Here is a 19,025-nt window from a genome sequence, read left to right as displayed (position 1 = left end):
TACAATTTTTAACATAAACTTCTATACTCTATCTACAAAAGAACAAATCAAAGTGGTAACTTTGCGTTTTGCTCGAATTTATGCTAGATAAAGACAATACTATTGAAGTTCTTGGTGCAAGAGTTCATAATCTAAAAAATATAGACATTTCAATTCCCAGAGAAAAACTTGTTGTAATTACAGGGCTTTCTGGTTCGGGAAAATCATCTTTGGCATTTGATACTATTTATGCCGAAGGACAACGCCGTTATGTAGAAACTTTTTCGGCGTATGCCAGACAATTCCTTGGTGGTTTAGAGCGACCTGATGTAGATAAAATTGATGGGCTTTCACCAGTTATTGCTATAGAACAAAAAACAACCAGTAAAAGTCCGCGTTCGACTGTTGGAACTATTACTGAAATATATGATTTTCTTAGACTTTTATATGCCCGAGGTGCTGATGCTTACAGTTACAACACAGGCGAAAAAATGGTTTGTTATTCTGATGAACAAATTAAGGATTTGATTATGCAGGATTTTAGCGGAAAACGTATTAATATTCTCGCTCCAATCATTCGTGCCAGAAAAGGACATTATGCCGAGTTATTCCAGCAAATCACCAAACAAGGCTTTCTAAAAGTTCGTGTAAATGGTGAAATTCAGGATTTGGTATCCGGAATGAAACTAGATCGTTATAAAACCCACGATATTGAAATTGTAGTTGACAGAATGTTGATTGAAAATACTGAGGATAATCAAAAGCGTTTATCTGAAAGCATCAATACAGCCATGCATCACGGTGAAAATGTATTGATGATTTTGGATCAGGACTCTAATGAAGTACGTTATTTCAGCAGGAATTTGATGTGTCCTTCAACAGGAATATCTTATCAAAATCCTGAACCGAATTTATTTTCATTTAACTCGCCTAAAGGTGCTTGCCCGCATTGTAACGGATTAGGAACAGTTCATGAAATCAACATTAAAAAGATTATCCCTAATCCGAAATTATCAATTAAAAGTGGCGGTTTTGCTCCACTTGGTGAATATAAATCATCCTGGATTTTTAAGCAATTAGAAGTTATTGGTGAGAAGTTCGGTTTTAAAATAACAGATCCAATCGAGAAAATTCCGGAAGAAGCCATGACTATGATTTTGCATGGCGGAAAAGATAAATTCATCGTAAACTCAAAAGATTTGGGTGTTACTCGAGATTATAAAATTGATTTTGAAGGAATTTCTCATTTCATAAAAAATCAATATGACGAAAGTACCTCTACAACGATAAAACGCTGGGCAAAAGATTTCATGGACGAAGTAAACTGCCCTGTTTGTGATGGTTCACGATTAAAAAAAGAGGCTCAGTTTTTTAGGGTAAATGGAAAAAATATCACTGAATTGTGTGATATGGACATATCTGATTTAACGGCCTGGTTTCAGGATTTGAATACTAATCTATCAGACAAACAGCTTTTGATTGCATCTGAAGTGGTAAAAGAAATCAAAGACCGTTTGAACTTTTTGATGAATGTAGGTTTGAATTATCTGGCTTTAAGCCGAAGCTCAAAATCACTTTCTGGTGGAGAAGCACAACGCATTCGTCTGGCAACACAAATTGGTTCGCAATTGGTTGGTGTTTTGTATATTTTGGATGAGCCAAGTATTGGTTTACACCAAAGAGATAATGAAAAGTTGATTAAATCACTGGAGCAATTACGCGATATCGGTAATTCGGTAATTGTGGTAGAACACGATAAAGACATGATCGAAACCGCCGATTATGTAATTGATATTGGTCCGAAAGCAGGAAAATATGGAGGAGAAATTATCAGTATTGGTACCCCTGCTGAAACTTTGAAATCGAATACGATTACTGCTCAATATCTGAACGGTAAGATGAAACTTGAGATTCCTAAAGAACGAAGAAAAGGAAATGGAAAGTTTTTGAAACTAACCGGAGCAACCGGAAATAATCTTAAAAATGTTTCTATCGAAATACCTTTAGGTCAATTAATTTGTGTAACCGGAGTTTCGGGAAGTGGTAAATCGACTTTAATTAACGAAACCCTCTACCCGATTCTAAATGCTTATTATTTTAACGGTGTAAAAAAACCACAACCTTATAAAAAAATAGAAGGATTAGAACATATCGACAAAGTAATTGATATTGACCAAAGTCCGATTGGAAGAACACCGCGTTCAAATCCGGCAACTTATACTGAAGTTTTTACCGAAATCAGAAATCTGTTTACAATGACTTCCGAAAGTATGATTCGTGGTTATAAAGCAGGACGTTTTAGTTTCAATGTAAAAGGCGGGCGCTGTGAAACCTGTGAAGGCTCTGGTGTACGAACAATTGAAATGAACTTTCTACCGGATGTTTATGTAGAATGTGAAACCTGTCAGGGAAAACGTTTTAACAGAGAAACTTTAGAGATTCGGTACAAAGGAAAATCAATTTCGGATGTATTAAATATGACGGTTGATGAAGCAGTTCCGTTTTTTGAAAACATTCCGAAGATTTATCGCAAGGTCAAAACGATTCAGGATGTTGGTTTAGGTTATATTACACTTGGTCAGCAAAGTACAACACTTTCTGGTGGTGAAGCACAGCGTATTAAACTAGCCGGAGAATTGTCTAAAAAAGATACCGGAAACACGTTTTATATCTTAGACGAACCTACAACTGGATTGCACTTTGAAGATATTCGTGTTTTAATGGATGTGATTAATAAACTTGTTGACAAAGGAAATACAATTCTGATAATCGAACATAACATGGATGTCATCAAACTAGCCGATTATATTATTGATATTGGTCCTGAAGGCGGAAAAGGCGGCGGACAATTGGTTGCCAAAGGAACTCCTGAAGAAATCGCTCAGAACAAAAAAAGCTATACGGCTAAGTTTTTGAAAAAAGAGTTGGTTTAAAGTATATACTATAACGAAGCTGTCTTAAAACTGTACAGCTTCGTTCATTTATATTTACAATAATAAAATTTGAATTGCTTTGACATGATTTAGAATATTAATTTTATTATTCGAATTTACCTCCTACTTTTTGCGCAATTAGGATAAATTTCTCTACAACTAATAATTTACGATTAGGCTTATAAAATACAAAACAAACAACATTTTTGGCCAAAAATCATAATTGTTTGAACCGCTGTTAAACGTTAGTTTTTTTATTCAGAATATTTTAATTTCTCTAAAGTATCTATTAACAACTTCCCAGATGGGGACGAAATTAGATTAGCTTTCTTCTAAATTACAGACCTAAATTAGGCAACACAAAAGACTTAGTATTAGGATGTAACCTTATCCATAACCCAGGATTTTCATTTAATTGCAGTAATGCTTCCTCTTTATCTGAACTCAGGTCTGTATTAAGCACGTTTGCATAAGTTTGAATTTTAGCAGGAGCAGAATCGGCATCTACTACAGACTGAACAATCTTTTTGGCTTGTAATATCGCTGCTGGACCTAATGTGAGAATATATTCAGCAGATCGACATTCTTTTTCATCACTTTCATTTACAAGGCTTCCACCAGCTTTAAACTTGCTAATGTGGTGCTTCAAAATACTTCCGGATATTGGAATTATACCCACGAAATGATGAGGCTGTGCTCCAGAGAAAGGTTTTATATAGGCAAGGTGTGATGCCTGATTCTCTTCCGGACCATGACCAATAAAAAAAATATCCAAACCGCCTAAATCTTCCAATTTAGTCAAATACGTTATAAGCGCTAACTCTAAATCTTCTGTATCTGTTCGCATTGGTGTAAAGCTTTTTATTTTTTTGAAAAAGTCATCACCTAAAATACGCTCAAAATCCCTGACAAAACTAAAACCATTATTCATGCTCAAAGGAGCAAGTGCATCCTGAGTAAAAACATTTAGTCTGGCAAGCAGCTGATCCTGTTCTGTTGATTTTGCTAGTGCACCAAGCAGACGGTGTAACTCCTGAGCACCTCTCCCACCCAGTAGTGCAATATTAATATCACCTTCTTTTGATGCTGCAGTGCTGTAAAGCTCATTTAACATTGCCCGGCCAACTTCAGCTTCACTGCTAAGAACTGTGGGTACTATGCCGTAATCAATAAAATTAAATTCCTGATTGTTATTTTTAGACAACCACACATTATTGTTGTCTTCATATCTTGTTAATTGTGAATTATCAATATTCATTATATTACCTATTTATTCTAATTCATTAATTTATGGACTCTTAAATTAATCCTCGTTAGGAACTAAATCCTAACCCAATTTAAGCGATTTGGGACTAAATTAAACCCTTTTTTCGGATTTGCCAAATCATATATAAATCCAACTTTCCATTTAGGCAATTGCCCAAATCCCTTGTAGCAGTTAGTAGCAGCATTAATTCCACTCATTTAATTCAGCATCAAATTCTTTTTGATTATGATTTAAAGTTTCTAATTTCAATTTATATTCATCTCCGTTCTTTTCGTATTCTATTTTGTCAACAATATAGTTTTGAATTGGATTTAAATTTAGTTTTTCACAAATATTTTTAATGTCATTTGGATAATTTCCAAATTTGCTTTTATATATTTCTATTTCGTTGTGTATTTCAATTCCAATTTTATCAGAAATAAAATCATAACTTTTAAACACAAGTAATAGTACAACTATATTGATAAAGCCTAAAAAAGTCATTATTCGGGCATATTTATATAGAATTGATTTATTATTTTTTCCTTGATACCATCGTGCAATTATAGCAGCTATTCCCGTTAAAATTATTATAGTCATAAAAGCTTTGAAATTGCTTAATGATGCAAAAACCAAAACAATTAAAATGATGAAATAAATTAAATAATTTTGAAGTTCAAAATTTGGAATTATTTTTTGGTTTGATGAAAATACCCTGATATGATTTTGTCTTTCTTTTTTTTCTGAATTTATAATTTTATTTAATAATTCGGTAAGTTCAATTTCATCAATTTTTATTTGACTTAAGTTTAGATTTAATTTTTGAGTACCAACAAATTCATTTAATTTTTCAGCCCATTTATATTGTTTTTTCTTAAACTCAAATGTTTCGCAAACAACTATTGAAATAAATTTTTGATTATGAATATCAATAAGATAAGTTTCAATAATTTGTTCCCATTTTATCTCTCCTTGTTTTAAAGTTCTATCTGAAATTCCATTTTCATTAATTATTATTTGTGGTCTTTTATCAAATAAAACAAAAAATCCTAATGAAATCCCTAAACCAAAAAACGAAACACAAAGCCATCCCATAATATAGTCAAATGTTCCTATTTGTTCTTCCAAAATCATCCAAGTACCAATTATAACAAAAGGCAAAGACAATGCTATAAGTCTAGCTCCTTTCCAGCTTGATTTATATAATTTTATTTCAGTCATTTTTTTAGGTGTTTTTTTAGTTGCCGAAATACTGCTCCAAAAGTTCCGGAACTACAACTGGTTTCATACTAAATCAAGCCCATTCTTCGGATTTACTACCCAAACGATAACGAGCATGCGAAGTAAATTATCCAAATATAAATTATCTTTCAATTAAATCCATTACTCAAATTCATTATTCCAACTGTTAGACATTTGCTTTTTTTAGTATAATTCGTTTTCAAATGGTTCAACATCCTGGATTTTTGGCAAAGGCCTTATGAGTATTTTCTTTTTTGTATTACTCAAAACCCTGTCCTCTTCTTCCCCATAACTTTCTGTTTTCTCAAGTCTTATTCCTGTTGAAAGATTAAAGTCAGTAGTGTAAATTGTTCCGTGCCCATCCGATGATATGTAAGAGAAACCTATTAATTCAAAATTTCCGTTCTGAAACCTGAATTTATGTTCAAAGTGCCCTCTTAATAAACCAAAATTTACACTAACTATTCCTTTATTAATTGTAGCATCTAAAAATCCATCTCCTGTTCGATATCCATCTCTTCCGTTTGGATATTGCGGTGCGATTATCTTAGTTGAAGCAGCAATTAACTTAAATTGTCTGTTTGGCTGAGCAAAAAATATTTGAAGTTTATATGGGGATTCCTGATTAATAGTATCTTGAGTAACTATTACTTTATCATCTAAATTATCTTTGTTTAAATCTCCAATGACTTTTGTTACCAAAAAAGTAAAAGTATCTTTTTCATTTTTACTTTGTGAAAACGAAGTAACACAAATCAATAATAAAAAAATTAATTTCTTCATTTTTAATATTTCATTTTTGATATTTTTTCTTTCTTCATAACCTTTCCATTATTTGTAAAATAATAGCTGTAATTTTCATCCTCAGCGTAAATTTCACTATTATGTATATTTTCCTTGGACATCGTTTTAAAATCTTTTGCTATAATTGGTTTTAGATTAAAATCAACTAAACTATATTTTCCTCCTTTTTTTATACATATTAATTTTTCTGTTATAAATTGTAAATTTTGTTTTGAAAACGGAATAATTATTTTATTGTTTCTGTCTATAACTCCCATTTCATCTGCTTTCTTAACAATTACAAAGAAATTATGTGTTGTTTTGTTTTCTACAAAACTAAATATCTCATCATAGATGAAAGGAACTATAATTTTGTTTTCATAATTTATTACAGCCGTTTTATTGTTTTTTTTTAGCAATAAATATTTCTTGATTTTGAATGTCTAATTCATCATATTCAATTGGAATTACTATTTCTTTTTTTTCATTAACAACTCCGTACAAATTATTTTTTTGAACCACTATAATACCATTTGATACATCAATTGAACTGTAATTTTCTTCAAAATTGACAACAAATTTTCCTTTGCTATTAAGAAGTCCATATTTTTCAGTTCCAGGTATATGATTTTCATTTTTATATCCATTCTCGCTAATTTCGTGTTCTGCAATGGAAACCATATAATAGCCGTCAATGTTATAAGATGCTGAGCAAAACTGACCTTTTACTACATTTGTTCCGTCTTCAAGAAAATAGCCAAGTCCTCCAGCTATTCTGTCCTTTTTAGGAAACAGTTCCGGATCATTTTGAGCATTTGCCAAATACTGGAAAATTAAAAAGAAAAATATTAATTGTAATTTCATTGGTTTGTATAAAATAAAAGTAGAAATTTAATTTAAGATGATATTTAGACATTTCTTGCTACATTGCTAGCAACCGTTTTGTACATTCATTATTTATTTAAAGTCTATATTCATATTTTTAAAATTGATAATCAACGTATTAAACTTTAAAAAAACATCTTGTCCTAAATTCCCGTCAAAGTATTTATTAAAATCGTACTCTTCCAACGTAACAGGAATTTTATCTAAACTTGTTTTATGTTGTCCAATTTGAATTGGGAAGTTTGAAAGCATATATTCTTTAACTTCTACCTTGCCGCCAGCACCACCCCTTTGATTTGTTTGCATAATTCCTTTTTTTTCAACATCCAATTTATGATCCTTATAGTATTTAAAGGATAATTCTGTATTCTTGGCACCAGTGTCAAATGTGAATAATAAAGTGTCACTTTTAGAGAAAAACCTAACTACTGGATTTAACCCTTCAAAAAACATATTTTGTTCAGTTTTTTTTGAAGCGACTCCCGGAATAAATATCTTACCGTCTTTATGTAAGTGAACTTCGCCCAATTGGTTAATTACCGGAAAACCAATTATTCCTTTTATGGCATAATTTATTTGAGGAAATGTTAATTGGCTATCAGGCATAACAATAAACAACACATTTTCAAAAAGTATATCTCCTACATACAGACTGTCAGCTAATGCCAATTTAGACCGAACATCTTTCTGAGTTGATGAACCAATATCTACAATTTGTTCAAACAATTTAAGCTTCATTTTCTTTGCCTGGCTTTCAGATATTGTACTCAAATTTGCTCCAGTGTCAAAAATAAAATCTTCGTTGAAAGTATCCACCTTTACCGGTATCATAAGGTGATTGAATTTGTTTCTATACGATTTTAAAGTTACATCTTTGGCTTTGTGCATTTTCTGCTGATTTACATCCGAAAATGTCCCAAACAAATTTTTTGTGTTTTTATAATTTTCTAAATCAGCACTGTCCAAAACCTTTTTATAAGTAGTCAAAATATCGTTGTAAATTTTCGTTGCCTTTTTGTATTCATATAAAAACAGGTAATTGGATGCCTGAACATCGAGTAACTTAACGGTTAAGGTGTCGTTTAAAGCTTGTTGGTGTTTGTCTAAAAGAATTTCAATTTCCTGATTGGATTTTTCCCATTGTCCAAATGCTTTATTTATGAATACATTATAATACAAAATTCGGTCATCACTCAACTCATCCAAATTTTTGAAAAGTTCATCTTGTAATTGAAAATAATTTTTCTGTTCAAGCAAGAAATTTAATTTGTCTTCAACAATTCTGTTAGTTGTTTTTTTTGTACAACTAACAAATGTTGCAATAAGGGTTAAAATAACGAGAATTTGATTTTTTTTCATAATATCTTTAATTGTGAATTTCGTCATAAAATGCTAGTACGTTTTAATGTAATGTGTTTGTTTTTTCCTTAATTTAAAAACAGACAAGCCCAAAGAAAATTCTTTACATTTTTTTAGCGGCTGTTTTCAGTGATAATCTTCACTATTATTTTTTCAAGGGAGGTTTCCAGTCCTGATAAATAAATCGCAATGCGTCATAATAAGCAACTATTGGTTCACTCATGTGGCTTTCTTCCGGGTAGCATTTGTACTTATATAAAAGCCCTTTCGGTGTTCTATTTACAATCAAACTATCAAATTTCAATACATCAGTATGAAATGAATTCTGTTCATTAATACCTTCGTTTCCTGTACTGTAAAAAATAATTTTATCAAGATAAGCTGATTTTGTCAATTTGTTTTCTGCAAGTTTTAATATATATTTATTATCCCACCAAAGCGAAGGACTTATGGCTATATAGGCATTAAACATATCAGGGTGTGTAAACATACAATTTATAGTTGTAATGCCACCAAAAGAATGCCCGGCAAATATTTTGTATGATCCAGCTTTATAATTTGTTTCAATGTAGGGTATTAACTCTGATTGCATAAATTGAAAAAAATGTTCATTGCCACCACTTGTTTTATAGGTAGAGTCGATTTTTCCAAAATAATCAATTGTACTTTTGGTAGGTGTAAGGTCTTTTCTACGGTCTTTACTAATAATACCTACTACTATAATTGGAGGAATTATCTCATAATAGCTTAAGTAGTCAATGTATGCAGAAAGTATATGAAAATGATTTTCCCCATCTAATAAATACAACACGGGAAAAGTCTTGTTAGGGCTTGCGGATTCCCGTTTTGGAACATGAATGTAAATTTGACGTTCCTCATTTAGTACTTTGGAGGGTATTGTGATTACTTCATTAGATATGTGATTAAACAATTCTACATTTTGCCCTTTTGATTGCAATGATAAAAGCAAGAAAAGTATAAGATATTTTATACAATAAAGAGTATTTGACATAGCTAAATATTGATAATTTTAAAGTTAGTAGTAGATCAAAATGATTTACTTTTTTTAGTCTCTGGCTAATGGCCGTTAACGTTCGTTCTGATAATACAAAGGGTCTGGTATTAAATTAAACCCTATTTTCGGATTTGTCACTTAGGGGCGAACAGCCGAAGCAAATCATCCCAAATACAAAACCAACTTTCCATTAAGCCTATTGCCCAAATCCGTTGTAGCATCTAGCGAGCGTTTATTTTTTAATTCTTTTGTAATAGTATTTCTGTAATAATTTGTCCTTGTCATAATGGTATTCGCAAATTAAGAATCCATCATTGTCATATTCATATTTGAATCTGTTTGCGATAATCATATCAAATTCTTCTCCGTAGAATCCAATACCTGTATCATTTACAGAATATTCAATCAATTGTTTGCTACTATTATATTTATATAACTCTTGTTTCAGGGATCTACCTTTTAAATTATACGCAATTGATTTTGCAATTAATCCATTTCGAAATATTGTGGTATCTCTAGTTTTAATACCAGATGAGTCAGAATATGTGCATATTCTTAAATTTTTAGTATAAGAACATAATTTGGTATAAGTCTCCATTTTAATCGGCTTTTGGTGATTGGAATCAATGTCAGTCGAATTGGGTTTAAAATAAGCCAGAATATTATCATCCGGATAAGACATACTTCGTTCTTTAATAACTCTTTTTTGTAAATCGTAATCATAAAGAATTGAATATGTAAGTTTTGTGCCAGAAGAATAATCATCAGATCTTTTAAGTAATCCATTTTGGTATTGATACTTTTTAATCATCACAACTTCTGTACTATCCCATTTACATCTTTCAATATATTTTCCCGTTTTGGAATCAGTAACTGTATAATATATTTGTCTTCCGTAATCCTTATATTCAATTTTATTTCCAGAATTGTCATATTTAAAACTAGAAATCGATTCTATTCGACCTCCTGATTTATGAATTGTTTTAATCCTGTTTCCTACATTATCAAAATACGATACAGAAATTGTGTCGCCAAGTTTTCTAGAATTTTTGGAATATGAATCAAGTAACCCATATTCAATTTTAAAGTTTTTAGGCTCTTTAAATTCATAATCTTGTCCAAACGAACTTAATGAATAAATCAAAAATTCAAAAATCAAGCAGTATTTTACCATTGGTGCTGTTCTTTTTTAATGCTCCCTAACGTCAGTCTGTGAAAAAACCTTCGTTTGATTAGCAACAAATATAGAAAAGTATTGTTTAAAAACAGGAATTTTCGTATTTTTAGTAATGCAACATATACAAAGAATTTCCCGCCAACAAATGTGCATTTCTAGTTTAGAAGACGCTATTTCTGCCGATAATCAGGTTCGTTTTGTAGATGCTTTTGTAACATTTTTAGATTCGGAAAAACTCGGTTTTAGATCCAATTCAATCGAATCGGAAGGGCCGCCCTAGTTATCATACTAAAGTATTTCTGAAGATCTTTGGTACGATTAAACGCCAGCTAGCGGATCGTTGCAATTTTTCCCAAATCTTCGAATGTCATTTCAAATTTAGTTTCGTCGTCTCCATGTATTCCAACAGTTGTCCAACCATCTTTTTTATAAAATGCTTCTGCTTTTGTATTTTATTCACTTCCTAACCAAATTTTTTCTTTAGTTTGTTCAAAATACCAATCAATCATTACATCGTGAAGTTTTTTTTCAATTTCCTTTACCTTCAAATTCTGGATGTACAAAAAGAGTCCAAACATTTCTTTGTGTTAATCCGACAATTTTATTTTCTATTATGCATACCAACCTCTACCATATTTTGTTAAATAGTCCACATTGTCGTCTCTGGAAACTAATGCGATTATTTAAAACATTTTCTTTAACAGCTATCTAACAATCATATAGTTGTCAATATCATCAACTGTCGCTTCTCTAAAAATCATATAATTAAATTTAAGTTTTTTTTCGTAATAAATAAATGGTTTCTATAGTTGCAGACCCAGCTTCTCTACTGTTTTTAAAAACTATTTCCCAACTATTTTGGGTCATATAGTTTAAAGCGTCCATTCCGTCTTTTTGTAATTTTATAAAATCACTTTCTTCCGTCTGGTTTTGATATTTTGAATTAGAGCCAAAATTTAAAAATGTGGTTGTTCGTCCTCCACCAGCCCAATATACATCCTGCTGCACCAGTTCGCAATAAATATATTTAGTGTTTTCAGGTATACTGGTATTTTTACTAGAGCCAGACTGGCTATAAGTCGAAATGGAGTTAATGGCAAAAAATAAGAGAAAAAGGAATGTGTGTTTTTTCATTTTATTTGTTTTAAATACTAATTAATATGACTTTTGGTCATTAATATTGTTTTTAATAATTTTAATCGTTACTTCTCATTAAATTATTTAGCTTTTTTTTTAACTCCAATTTTACTTCCAATAAATAGGAAAATCGGTCTTATGTAATTGAACAAAAGATAAAAGACAGTTGATAAAACAAGTGCAATGATTACAGGCAAAGCTCCACCAAAAGTGTAAGTAAGTGCAAGTACAAACCCTAAAAAATATTCTGATTTATATATAGGTACAAATAATGCTATCATAAATAGAATTAAAAACATTGAATAGGATATTTTAGAATTTCCTGTTGAAGAAAATACAACTATAAAAACACCATAAATAAGAGCAATTAAAAATGGCACAATATATTTTTTAAAAAATATTTGATTAGTAAAATCTGTTTTGAAGTTTACCCGTTTTTCAATTCTTTTCAATGAAATATAGGTTACTAATGGGATTGATAGTAATCCCCACCAATTTGAAATTTTTGGCAAGTCTTTTCTTTTTAAGAGGTTATGTCCTGGTACACCATCATGAAAATAATCCCAAAGTGTCAATCCTAAAATTCCAATTATTACAAATAGTGTAAAAAATACAACTATTTTGGTAAATATTTTTTTTGTCATAACTATCTTTAATTAAGTAAAATCAACAATTGTCTTTATAATAAAATAAGTCAACTGAATATATTTCCTGTTACAAAGTCAATTTAGGTTAGGCGTTAAATTGTCTAAGATGATGGTCAATGTGTTTGTATGCTGATATTCCTATCTGGAATTTGGTCATTTTTCCATAAAACCAATGAATAAATTCTTTTTCATTGTAAGTTCCATATTCTTGAACAAGTTTTATCCATTTTGATTTTTCAACATCAAAATTGCCTGTCAGTTCCAAATTCTTAAAGTTAGATTTTGTTGGTGAATTTTGCTTTTTCGGAGCTTCATTTTTCATTAACTTATTTAATGCAATTTTACCAAATAAAAATCCCAATAAATTACGTTTATATTTAGTTTTTCCTAAATACATTTCTTCACACAAGATGCAATGCTTTATCATCTGAAAAACATTCATTTTTCCCCATTTAGCAATTGAACCTTCATTCAATGAATTAATTCTATTTATCAATTCGTCTCTTGTTGAATCACTAAATATTGATTTCATTTTCTATTTACTATTTTCTGATTTAGCAGTAGCCTAACTATTGAAAAAGATAAACCATAGCTCCAGTTCCTGTATTAAAATCTTGTGTTTTTACACTTGAACCATCTACCAAAATTTCTAATTTTATTGGACCGGCCTGATTTAAAGAAAAACCAAGTGAAGCATCATCGTTCTTGTTTACCGTTCTAACAAAAGATTTTGTAAATGGCAATGTTACATCGGCAAGTGTTGTCATTCCTGCTGTTTCGTTTTTATATGTGATAGAAGCAGATGCTACACTGGTACTTATTACTTTATAAACAATTGTTACATTTTTAGGATAACCAGATGCAATCGGAGAACTATCTTCTTTACTGCACGAACTAATAAATAATCCAAAAGTTAGTAACAATAGTTTACAAAGTGAATTTAAGTTGAAATTTTTCATAAAATACATTTAATTTTTAATTTTTAGATGACAATAATTAAACCCCTTAACTATTAACCAAATCCCAAGTAAAACTTTTTAAATAGCATTAGGAAAATATAAAAGCGTAGTGATTTTTACTTCATTAAGCAAAAATAAAATATAGTGATTTGTTTCTACTTACCAAATGGTAAGAAATACAGTCAAAATGAATTATAACAAACTACGATTTGTTATAAATTAATCTCATTTCTGATTCTGCTTAAACTTTGTGGAGTAATGCCTAAAAAAGTAGCTATATATTGTAAAGGCACATTTTGAATAAGCTTTGGATGTTTTTTAACAAATTTAGCATACCTCTCTTTTGCAGATAAATTAGCCAAATCATAAGACTTTTGGCCTTGCTTTTCTATGATTTTTTGAAAAAGCAAAATAGTATATTGGTGAATTGTTTTACCATGCTGAAATAATATATCTATGTCGTCTCTTTTAACACGAAGTAAAACACAGTCGGTTATCGTTTCTAAATTTTCATTAGAAATTTTTCTCTCCATTAGTGATGAGTGGCAAGAAAAAAAACTAGGTTCGGTATTAAGATCAGTTGTTATTTGAATACCTTCTTCATTTGAAATAAATTTTCTTAAATAACCAGAAACAATAAAATTTTGAAAAAGATGAATTTCTCCTGCTTTTTCAATTATTGTGTTTTTAGCATATTTTTCAACTTTGAAATATTCATAACAAAGTTGCTTATCATGATCGTTAATAGTATTAACTTTATTTACTTCATTGAAAAATATTTCAAAATATTCTAATTTTTCCATTTATGGCTGTTTTAGATTAATCTTACACACTAAAATTTTTCTAGAAGGCGACAACTGTATTAGACGAATAAGTATCAACTTTGTTACAGCCTGCGCCGCTCAGCAATGACCGCCAACGTTCTGGTAGTACAGCGGGTTTGGGACTAAATTAAGCCTATATTTAGATTTCCACCCGAGTCATAGCGAACAGGCAAATCAAATCATCCCAAATACAAAACCATTTTACCATTAAGCCAATTGTCCAAATCCGTTGTAGCTGTTATAATCAGTTTATTTTATCTTTTTATAAATTTCATTTTTGTTAAATCGTAAATGCAAGTCGTTTCTATCGAAAAATTCAGTCTCTCGAACAATCTGAAGTCGCCGGTTACTAATTTTTACTATGTCAAAGTTATCATAGCCAATTCTAATAGTATCACCCTCGTAAATTTCAATATCAGGTACTAATGTTATAGTCTTAAGTCCGCGTTTAGGATTATTCAATAAAAAATATTTTCCTTTAAAGTCTAAATGAATGCAACCACAATTTGTTTTGAAAGTGTAAGCAGAGTCTTTGAGAAAAGTTAAATAGTCACATGCTTCCACTTTTTGGTAATCATTTCCTCTGGGGTAAGTAGCACTGTCCAAAACCCAAGTCCCTATTAAATATTCTAATTCATTAGGTCTTTGAACAGAATTGTCACATGATGCTATTGACAAAACAAGAATTATTAAGCAAATCTTCGTTATTATAGGATTAATATGTTTAACTCTTGTCATCGTCACTTAAATTAAGTATAAAGTTCTGGGATTAAAGTGGGTTTGGGATTATTTGGCAATTAATTTCATAAGGTTCTTTTGGAAAACCATATAAAATCATCTTTTGTTTGTCTACATATTTTATTGGGATTAGTTTATCCAGATAATTGTCTATATAAAGTGAAACAAATAGCGTTTCATTTAATTTTTCAAGTACAATTCTACTTCCTTCTTTATTCAAACGTTTGTTTATCTCTTGTATAACTGGTGAGTCCAAAACCTCATTGAACCTAAGATTCTTTTTTTCTCCATTCCAATTAAACTCAAACTTTAAATTCTGAATTTCAGTTTCAGTTAATTCAGTTTCAGTAGCGATTAGTTTTTCGTAATCATTTTCGAATGTACAATCTTCATTTACAGACTTTTCATCGCTTAAAACTTTGTAGATTTTTCCTTTTCTGAAAAATCTAATTCGATTTTGATTTATAAATTTATGTTCCGTTTCACTGAGCTTTTCATTTCTGATTTCATTTTTTATTAGACAGATTTCATCCATTTTTTCAACGAAAAAATAATCAATGATATCTTCATCAATCTGAATAACTTCCGATTTTCCGTAATAATCTGGAGTTTTAATAAAAAGCCAATTTTCTTTCATAAACGATGCTCTAAAATAGCTGGTAGCGTTCTGGTACTAAAGCAGGTTCGAGACTAAATTAAGCCCTATTATCTGATTTGCCAAATCATCTCAAATAAAAAACCAACTTTCCATTAAGCCAATTGATCAAATCCGCTGTAGCTGTTATGCGAGGTTCCTTATAATTTGCTTTTTAAATCCATCATTCCATGAAGAATTCTTGCGATTTCTATTTCGTTCTTTGATATAATTGAGTAGAAGATAATATGTTACCCTGATTTAAAACCTAATATTCCTTTCGTTACTATAGCATAGTTTCTACCAAGTTCTTGATTACTTGCTAAATCATCACATGATGCCAAAAGTAAATCATAATACTTTTCAGCTTGCATTTCAGATAAAGTTTCGATTGTAAAATGGTAACTTTTCAAATCATTATGCATTTTTTTGAATCTTACATAACGTTTTGCAGCTACAAGAAGTTGGCCATTTCGAAGCACTAAACTGTCTGCTACCACTGAATTTGATACAAAGCACAATACTTTATTTAACGACTGAACGACCTATTTCTTGTAGGTGCTGTTTTATACCGTTTTCTATTCTGTCCGTTTATCAATAAACCCATAATGTTCTACTAATTTTTTACCGTCTGGTATTTCGTTAAATGCCCAATAGAAAACAAATTTCTTGTCCTTATCTATACCTGTAAATAGCCGTCCCACCTCTTTTTTTACTTTTTCATTTTCAATTTTTAATGCTGTTGTGTCTTTAAGATTGATGTCAGACAAATAATAAACCATTGGAAAAAAACCTTCATTAGTCATTTCAGGGAATATTCTAAACACTTTCGGTTTGGTATCAACATTGTCAAGTGTTAATGGAAATGTAAACTTGGAATTAACTTCTTTCATTACTTTTTCATAGAATTCATTAATATCTTTTTCTTTTTGATACTGAAAAAAATCATTGGCAGGTCTTAAGCATTGTTTGGATAAACCCATATAATTTACAGCATCAATTAAGTATGATTTGTCGTAACTTTCCTTTGCTAATTTGTAATAGTCAGGAGCAGTCTTTTTGAATAAACTATATTGTCCAAATTGCAGAATATTTAATTTCCATTGATTGTCATAATTTCCATAAATAGCTGTAATTAGTAATTCGTTGTCAAGTCCTGTTGGCAATAACAATGAAACATACATTTCCTTGTTCAATGCTTGATAGTTTACAACATAATCACTGTCGCCAGAAACTCCTGATGGCAAAGTGTTACCAATACCCGTAGTTGAATTATGAACATTGTATTCATCAAGAATTCTGTAACTGTCAGATTTAAAAGAAGTGCTGACTTGATTTATTAGTTTGTCCAAATCAGAAGCACCTTTTTCAAGTAGCTTGTCTGACATTAAAGCTTTGATACCAGTCACGTCATTTCTTATAATTGCCTTAAATAACTTATCGTTTAAAACTTTTATTTGTTCCCTTTTGTCCTTGTCAATGTTGTCATTATTCCAAGTTCCTGAAGTTCCAAGGTTACAGCTTTGTAGTGTCAAAACTGTCAAAATTAGTAGTAATGTTTTTTGTATCATATTGTCTGTTTATCGTGTTGTTGTGTCATTCTAAAATGGTATATAACGTTCTGTTATTACCGCGGGTTTGGGACTAAATTAAGCCCTATTCTCGAATTTGCCACCCGAGCGATAGCGAACAGGCGAAGCAAATCATCCCAAATACAAAACCAACTTTTCATTATACCTATTGCCCAAATCCGTTAGAGCTGTTAGCGGATGTTTTTTTTATCTCATTGAGCTTTGAAACTTCTCTAATGCATCAATTACACTTTTATTATTTATAAATTTCTCACGAATTAGAATTTCATCGTAATTTTCCGCGCTTACCAATGGATTGATTTTTAATTCTAAATATGCAGGAACTTGAATAACACTTTTCGACATTCCTTTTAGAAGAAAATATGGAAACATTTCTTATTCAGTTTTTGAATGTAGTGCTATATAAACCAAACTGAGATTCTCGTATAATTTTATAATTTTATCTGTTGGTTGCTCAATTAACTTCGGATAACATATATAAGTATCGATTGTTTCTTTTCGATAATAAGTTAGATAACTGATATTTGAATTGTCTTCACTTATAAATTTCTCAATATCTTTAATTTCCAAATTTTCTGTATTAGATTGTAATTCCTGAAATTTCTTTAAAGTATCAAAAAAAAACGTAGAAAGAGTAAGACTTTTTATGGTAAACAAATTTATGTATTTGATTTTTTTCCGAATTATTAGTCTCTGGATTTGTTATTATGTATAAGATGGAGTCATTTTTCACAATGTGCTTTGTGATTTTCAAAGTATCAACTCTAGCAATGTATTCTTTGTTAGAATTGTAATTACCAATTCTCCCAGTTATCAATTTGTCTTTAGTTATAGTATTGAAAGATATATCTTCGATTCTAAAAGTAAACCAATTACCTTCGAATTGGGCATTTGAATATTGACTTATAAATAATAATGTAATTATAATATTCTTTTTCATAGAGTTATTCTTGATTTTGCAGTAAAATATCCGTCAACATTCTGGTGCTTTCTGTACCCTCTTTTCTACTGTACTACTACTTTTAAATTCTCATTTTTTCCATAAAGTAGAGAGAATTGTACAACAATATTTTTAGGTTTTATACTGTCGACTTATTTTTCTTTCAGGTATTTTTTTATTTCAATTTCAGAGTCAAGTAATATTTCTATTGATCCATAATCAGTATACAATTTGAAAAAATTATCTATATTCGATTGACATTTATAGTATTCATTTAGATGATTATAGAGTAATAATATCTCTCCATATTTTTTATCATATTTATTTAAATTGATGAACCAATATGCACCTCCAAAATTATAATTCATAAATGAATAATAAAATTTATAGTTTTTTATAAAGCATTTTTTAACATCATTTTCATTGAGGCTCCAAATAATGTTTTTTCCTGATTTATTTTCAGCAAAGTAGCCGAAATCAAAATTATCTATGTTTTTAACTTTTTCAAGAGAGTAAAACTCTAAAAGACTACCGTCATACCCTCCATTTATTTCTAGATATAGCTTTTTAAGTAGATCTGGTAATTTCACATTTATCTTAGATTCAAAATCATTTATTTCAGCCTCAGAAACTCCATCAAAGAACTTATTATCATTATCTCCTTTTAATGTTTCTAAAATTTTATTTATCATTTTTTTTGAATTACTGGCCACGTTCTGGTACTAAAACGGGTTTGGGACTAAATTAAGCCCATTATTCGGATAAGCCAAATCTTCCAAATACAAAACCAATTTCAAATTAAGCCAATTGCCCAAATTGCTTGTAGCGTGTGTGCTTGTTGCACAACTGCTCAAATATAACAAAAAGGAAACATTAAAAAGCGTGCTTTTATGTAAATTTAAACATGCAAGGAAGAAAAGAATTTACGCCAAAAA

Annotated in this window: 20 protein-coding genes; 2 read left to right on the top strand and 18 right to left on the bottom strand. The window is 30.2% G+C overall.

What is annotated here, in order from left to right:
* The first annotated feature begins 80 nt into the window (after window positions 1-80).
* Window positions 81-2,912, top strand: a complete 2,832-nt coding sequence (gene uvrA, locus JE46_RS21015; RefSeq protein ID WP_031457258.1) for an excinuclease ABC subunit UvrA — start codon at window positions 81-83, stop codon at window positions 2,910-2,912.
* Window positions 2,913-3,249: 337 nt separating this feature from the next.
* On the opposite strand, the gene JE46_RS21010 is transcribed toward uvrA, so the two are convergent.
* The 8 genes from JE46_RS21010 to JE46_RS20975 all read right to left on the bottom strand — a co-directional run bounded on the left by JE46_RS21010 (window position 3,250) and on the right by JE46_RS20975 (window position 10,616).
* Window positions 3,250-4,170, bottom strand: a complete 921-nt coding sequence (locus tag JE46_RS21010) for a hypothetical protein (protein WP_031457257.1) — start codon at window positions 4,168-4,170, stop codon at window positions 3,250-3,252.
* A 192-nt stretch (window positions 4,171-4,362) separates the two neighbouring features.
* Window positions 4,363-5,379 (bottom strand): STM3941 family protein, encoded by a 1,017-nt coding sequence (locus tag JE46_RS21005; protein ID WP_031457256.1) that lies wholly within the window; start codon window positions 5,377-5,379, stop codon window positions 4,363-4,365.
* 204 nt (window positions 5,380-5,583) lie between these two features.
* The gene (locus JE46_RS21000) at window positions 5,584-6,183 is read right to left on the bottom strand and encodes a hypothetical protein (protein ID WP_031457255.1); all 600 of its coding nucleotides are present in this window, start codon (window positions 6,181-6,183) and stop codon (window positions 5,584-5,586) included.
* A gap of 2 nt (window positions 6,184-6,185) precedes the next feature.
* A complete protein-coding gene (locus JE46_RS20995; RefSeq protein WP_031457254.1) occupies window positions 6,186-6,602 on the bottom strand; it encodes a WG repeat-containing protein in 417 nt (138 codons plus the stop codon).
* Window positions 6,583-7,047 (bottom strand): WG repeat-containing protein, encoded by a 465-nt coding sequence (locus JE46_RS20990; RefSeq protein WP_031457253.1) that lies wholly within the window; start codon window positions 7,045-7,047, stop codon window positions 6,583-6,585. Before JE46_RS20990 ends, JE46_RS20995 begins: the two co-directional genes overlap by 20 nt.
* Window positions 7,048-7,140: 93 nt before the next feature.
* Window positions 7,141-8,427, bottom strand: coding sequence for a retropepsin-like aspartic protease (locus JE46_RS20985; RefSeq protein WP_167343456.1), 1,287 nt, complete (start codon window positions 8,425-8,427; stop codon window positions 7,141-7,143).
* A gap of 145 nt (window positions 8,428-8,572) precedes the next feature.
* Window positions 8,573-9,439 carry an alpha/beta hydrolase gene (locus tag JE46_RS20980; RefSeq protein WP_083480919.1) on the bottom strand — a complete coding sequence of 289 codons (867 nt, stop codon included), beginning with the start codon at window positions 9,437-9,439 and terminating at the stop codon, window positions 8,573-8,575.
* Window positions 9,440-9,674: 235 nt separating this feature from the next.
* A complete protein-coding gene (locus tag JE46_RS20975; RefSeq protein ID WP_031457250.1) occupies window positions 9,675-10,616 on the bottom strand; it encodes a hypothetical protein in 942 nt (313 codons plus the stop codon).
* Window positions 10,617-10,731: 115 nt separating this feature from the next.
* Between JE46_RS20975 and JE46_RS24135 the strand changes: the two genes are divergently transcribed.
* Complete coding sequence (locus tag JE46_RS24135; protein ID WP_157505966.1) at window positions 10,732-10,899, top strand: hypothetical protein; 168 nt, start codon at window positions 10,732-10,734, stop codon at window positions 10,897-10,899.
* Window positions 10,900-11,390: 491 nt separating this feature from the next.
* Here the strand turns inward: JE46_RS24135 and JE46_RS20970 are convergent, their stop codons facing one another.
* The 10 genes from JE46_RS20970 to JE46_RS20910 all read right to left on the bottom strand — a co-directional run bounded on the left by JE46_RS20970 (window position 11,391) and on the right by JE46_RS20910 (window position 18,782).
* The gene (locus JE46_RS20970) at window positions 11,391-11,753 is read right to left on the bottom strand and encodes a hypothetical protein (protein WP_031457249.1); all 363 of its coding nucleotides are present in this window, start codon (window positions 11,751-11,753) and stop codon (window positions 11,391-11,393) included.
* A gap of 83 nt (window positions 11,754-11,836) precedes the next feature.
* Entirely contained in the window at window positions 11,837-12,400 is a 564-nt protein-coding gene (locus JE46_RS20965; RefSeq protein ID WP_031457248.1) for a hypothetical protein, read from the bottom strand.
* 88 nt (window positions 12,401-12,488) lie between these two features.
* Entirely contained in the window at window positions 12,489-12,935 is a 447-nt protein-coding gene (locus tag JE46_RS20960; RefSeq protein ID WP_031457247.1) for a DUF1569 domain-containing protein, read from the bottom strand.
* Window positions 12,936-12,972: 37 nt separating this feature from the next.
* The gene (locus JE46_RS20955) at window positions 12,973-13,362 is read right to left on the bottom strand and encodes a hypothetical protein (protein WP_157505965.1); all 390 of its coding nucleotides are present in this window, start codon (window positions 13,360-13,362) and stop codon (window positions 12,973-12,975) included.
* Between the two features lie 212 nt (window positions 13,363-13,574).
* Window positions 13,575-14,165 carry a Crp/Fnr family transcriptional regulator gene (locus tag JE46_RS20950; RefSeq protein WP_031457245.1) on the bottom strand — a complete coding sequence of 197 codons (591 nt, stop codon included), beginning with the start codon at window positions 14,163-14,165 and terminating at the stop codon, window positions 13,575-13,577.
* 270 nt (window positions 14,166-14,435) lie between these two features.
* A complete protein-coding gene (locus tag JE46_RS20945; protein ID WP_031457244.1) occupies window positions 14,436-14,924 on the bottom strand; it encodes a hypothetical protein in 489 nt (162 codons plus the stop codon).
* 31 nt (window positions 14,925-14,955) lie between these two features.
* Entirely contained in the window at window positions 14,956-15,561 is a 606-nt protein-coding gene (locus JE46_RS20940) for a hypothetical protein (protein ID WP_031457243.1), read from the bottom strand.
* Between the two features lie 248 nt (window positions 15,562-15,809).
* Entirely contained in the window at window positions 15,810-16,058 is a 249-nt protein-coding gene (locus JE46_RS20935; RefSeq protein WP_236010836.1) for a hypothetical protein, read from the bottom strand.
* Between the two features lie 78 nt (window positions 16,059-16,136).
* Entirely contained in the window at window positions 16,137-17,129 is a 993-nt protein-coding gene (locus JE46_RS20930; RefSeq protein ID WP_031457242.1) for a hypothetical protein, read from the bottom strand.
* Between the two features lie 1,113 nt (window positions 17,130-18,242).
* Window positions 18,243-18,782: an SMI1/KNR4 family protein gene (locus JE46_RS20910; protein ID WP_031457239.1), complete on the bottom strand. Its 540-nt coding sequence runs from the start codon at window positions 18,780-18,782 to the stop codon at window positions 18,243-18,245.
* Window positions 18,783-19,025 lie beyond the last annotated feature (243 nt).

It is taken from the genome of Flavobacterium chungangense LMG 26729 (genome assembly GCF_000735715.2).
GTDB classification, from domain to species: domain Bacteria; phylum Bacteroidota; class Bacteroidia; order Flavobacteriales; family Flavobacteriaceae; genus Flavobacterium; species Flavobacterium chungangense.
This window is presented reverse-complemented; position numbering and strand designations above follow the sequence as displayed.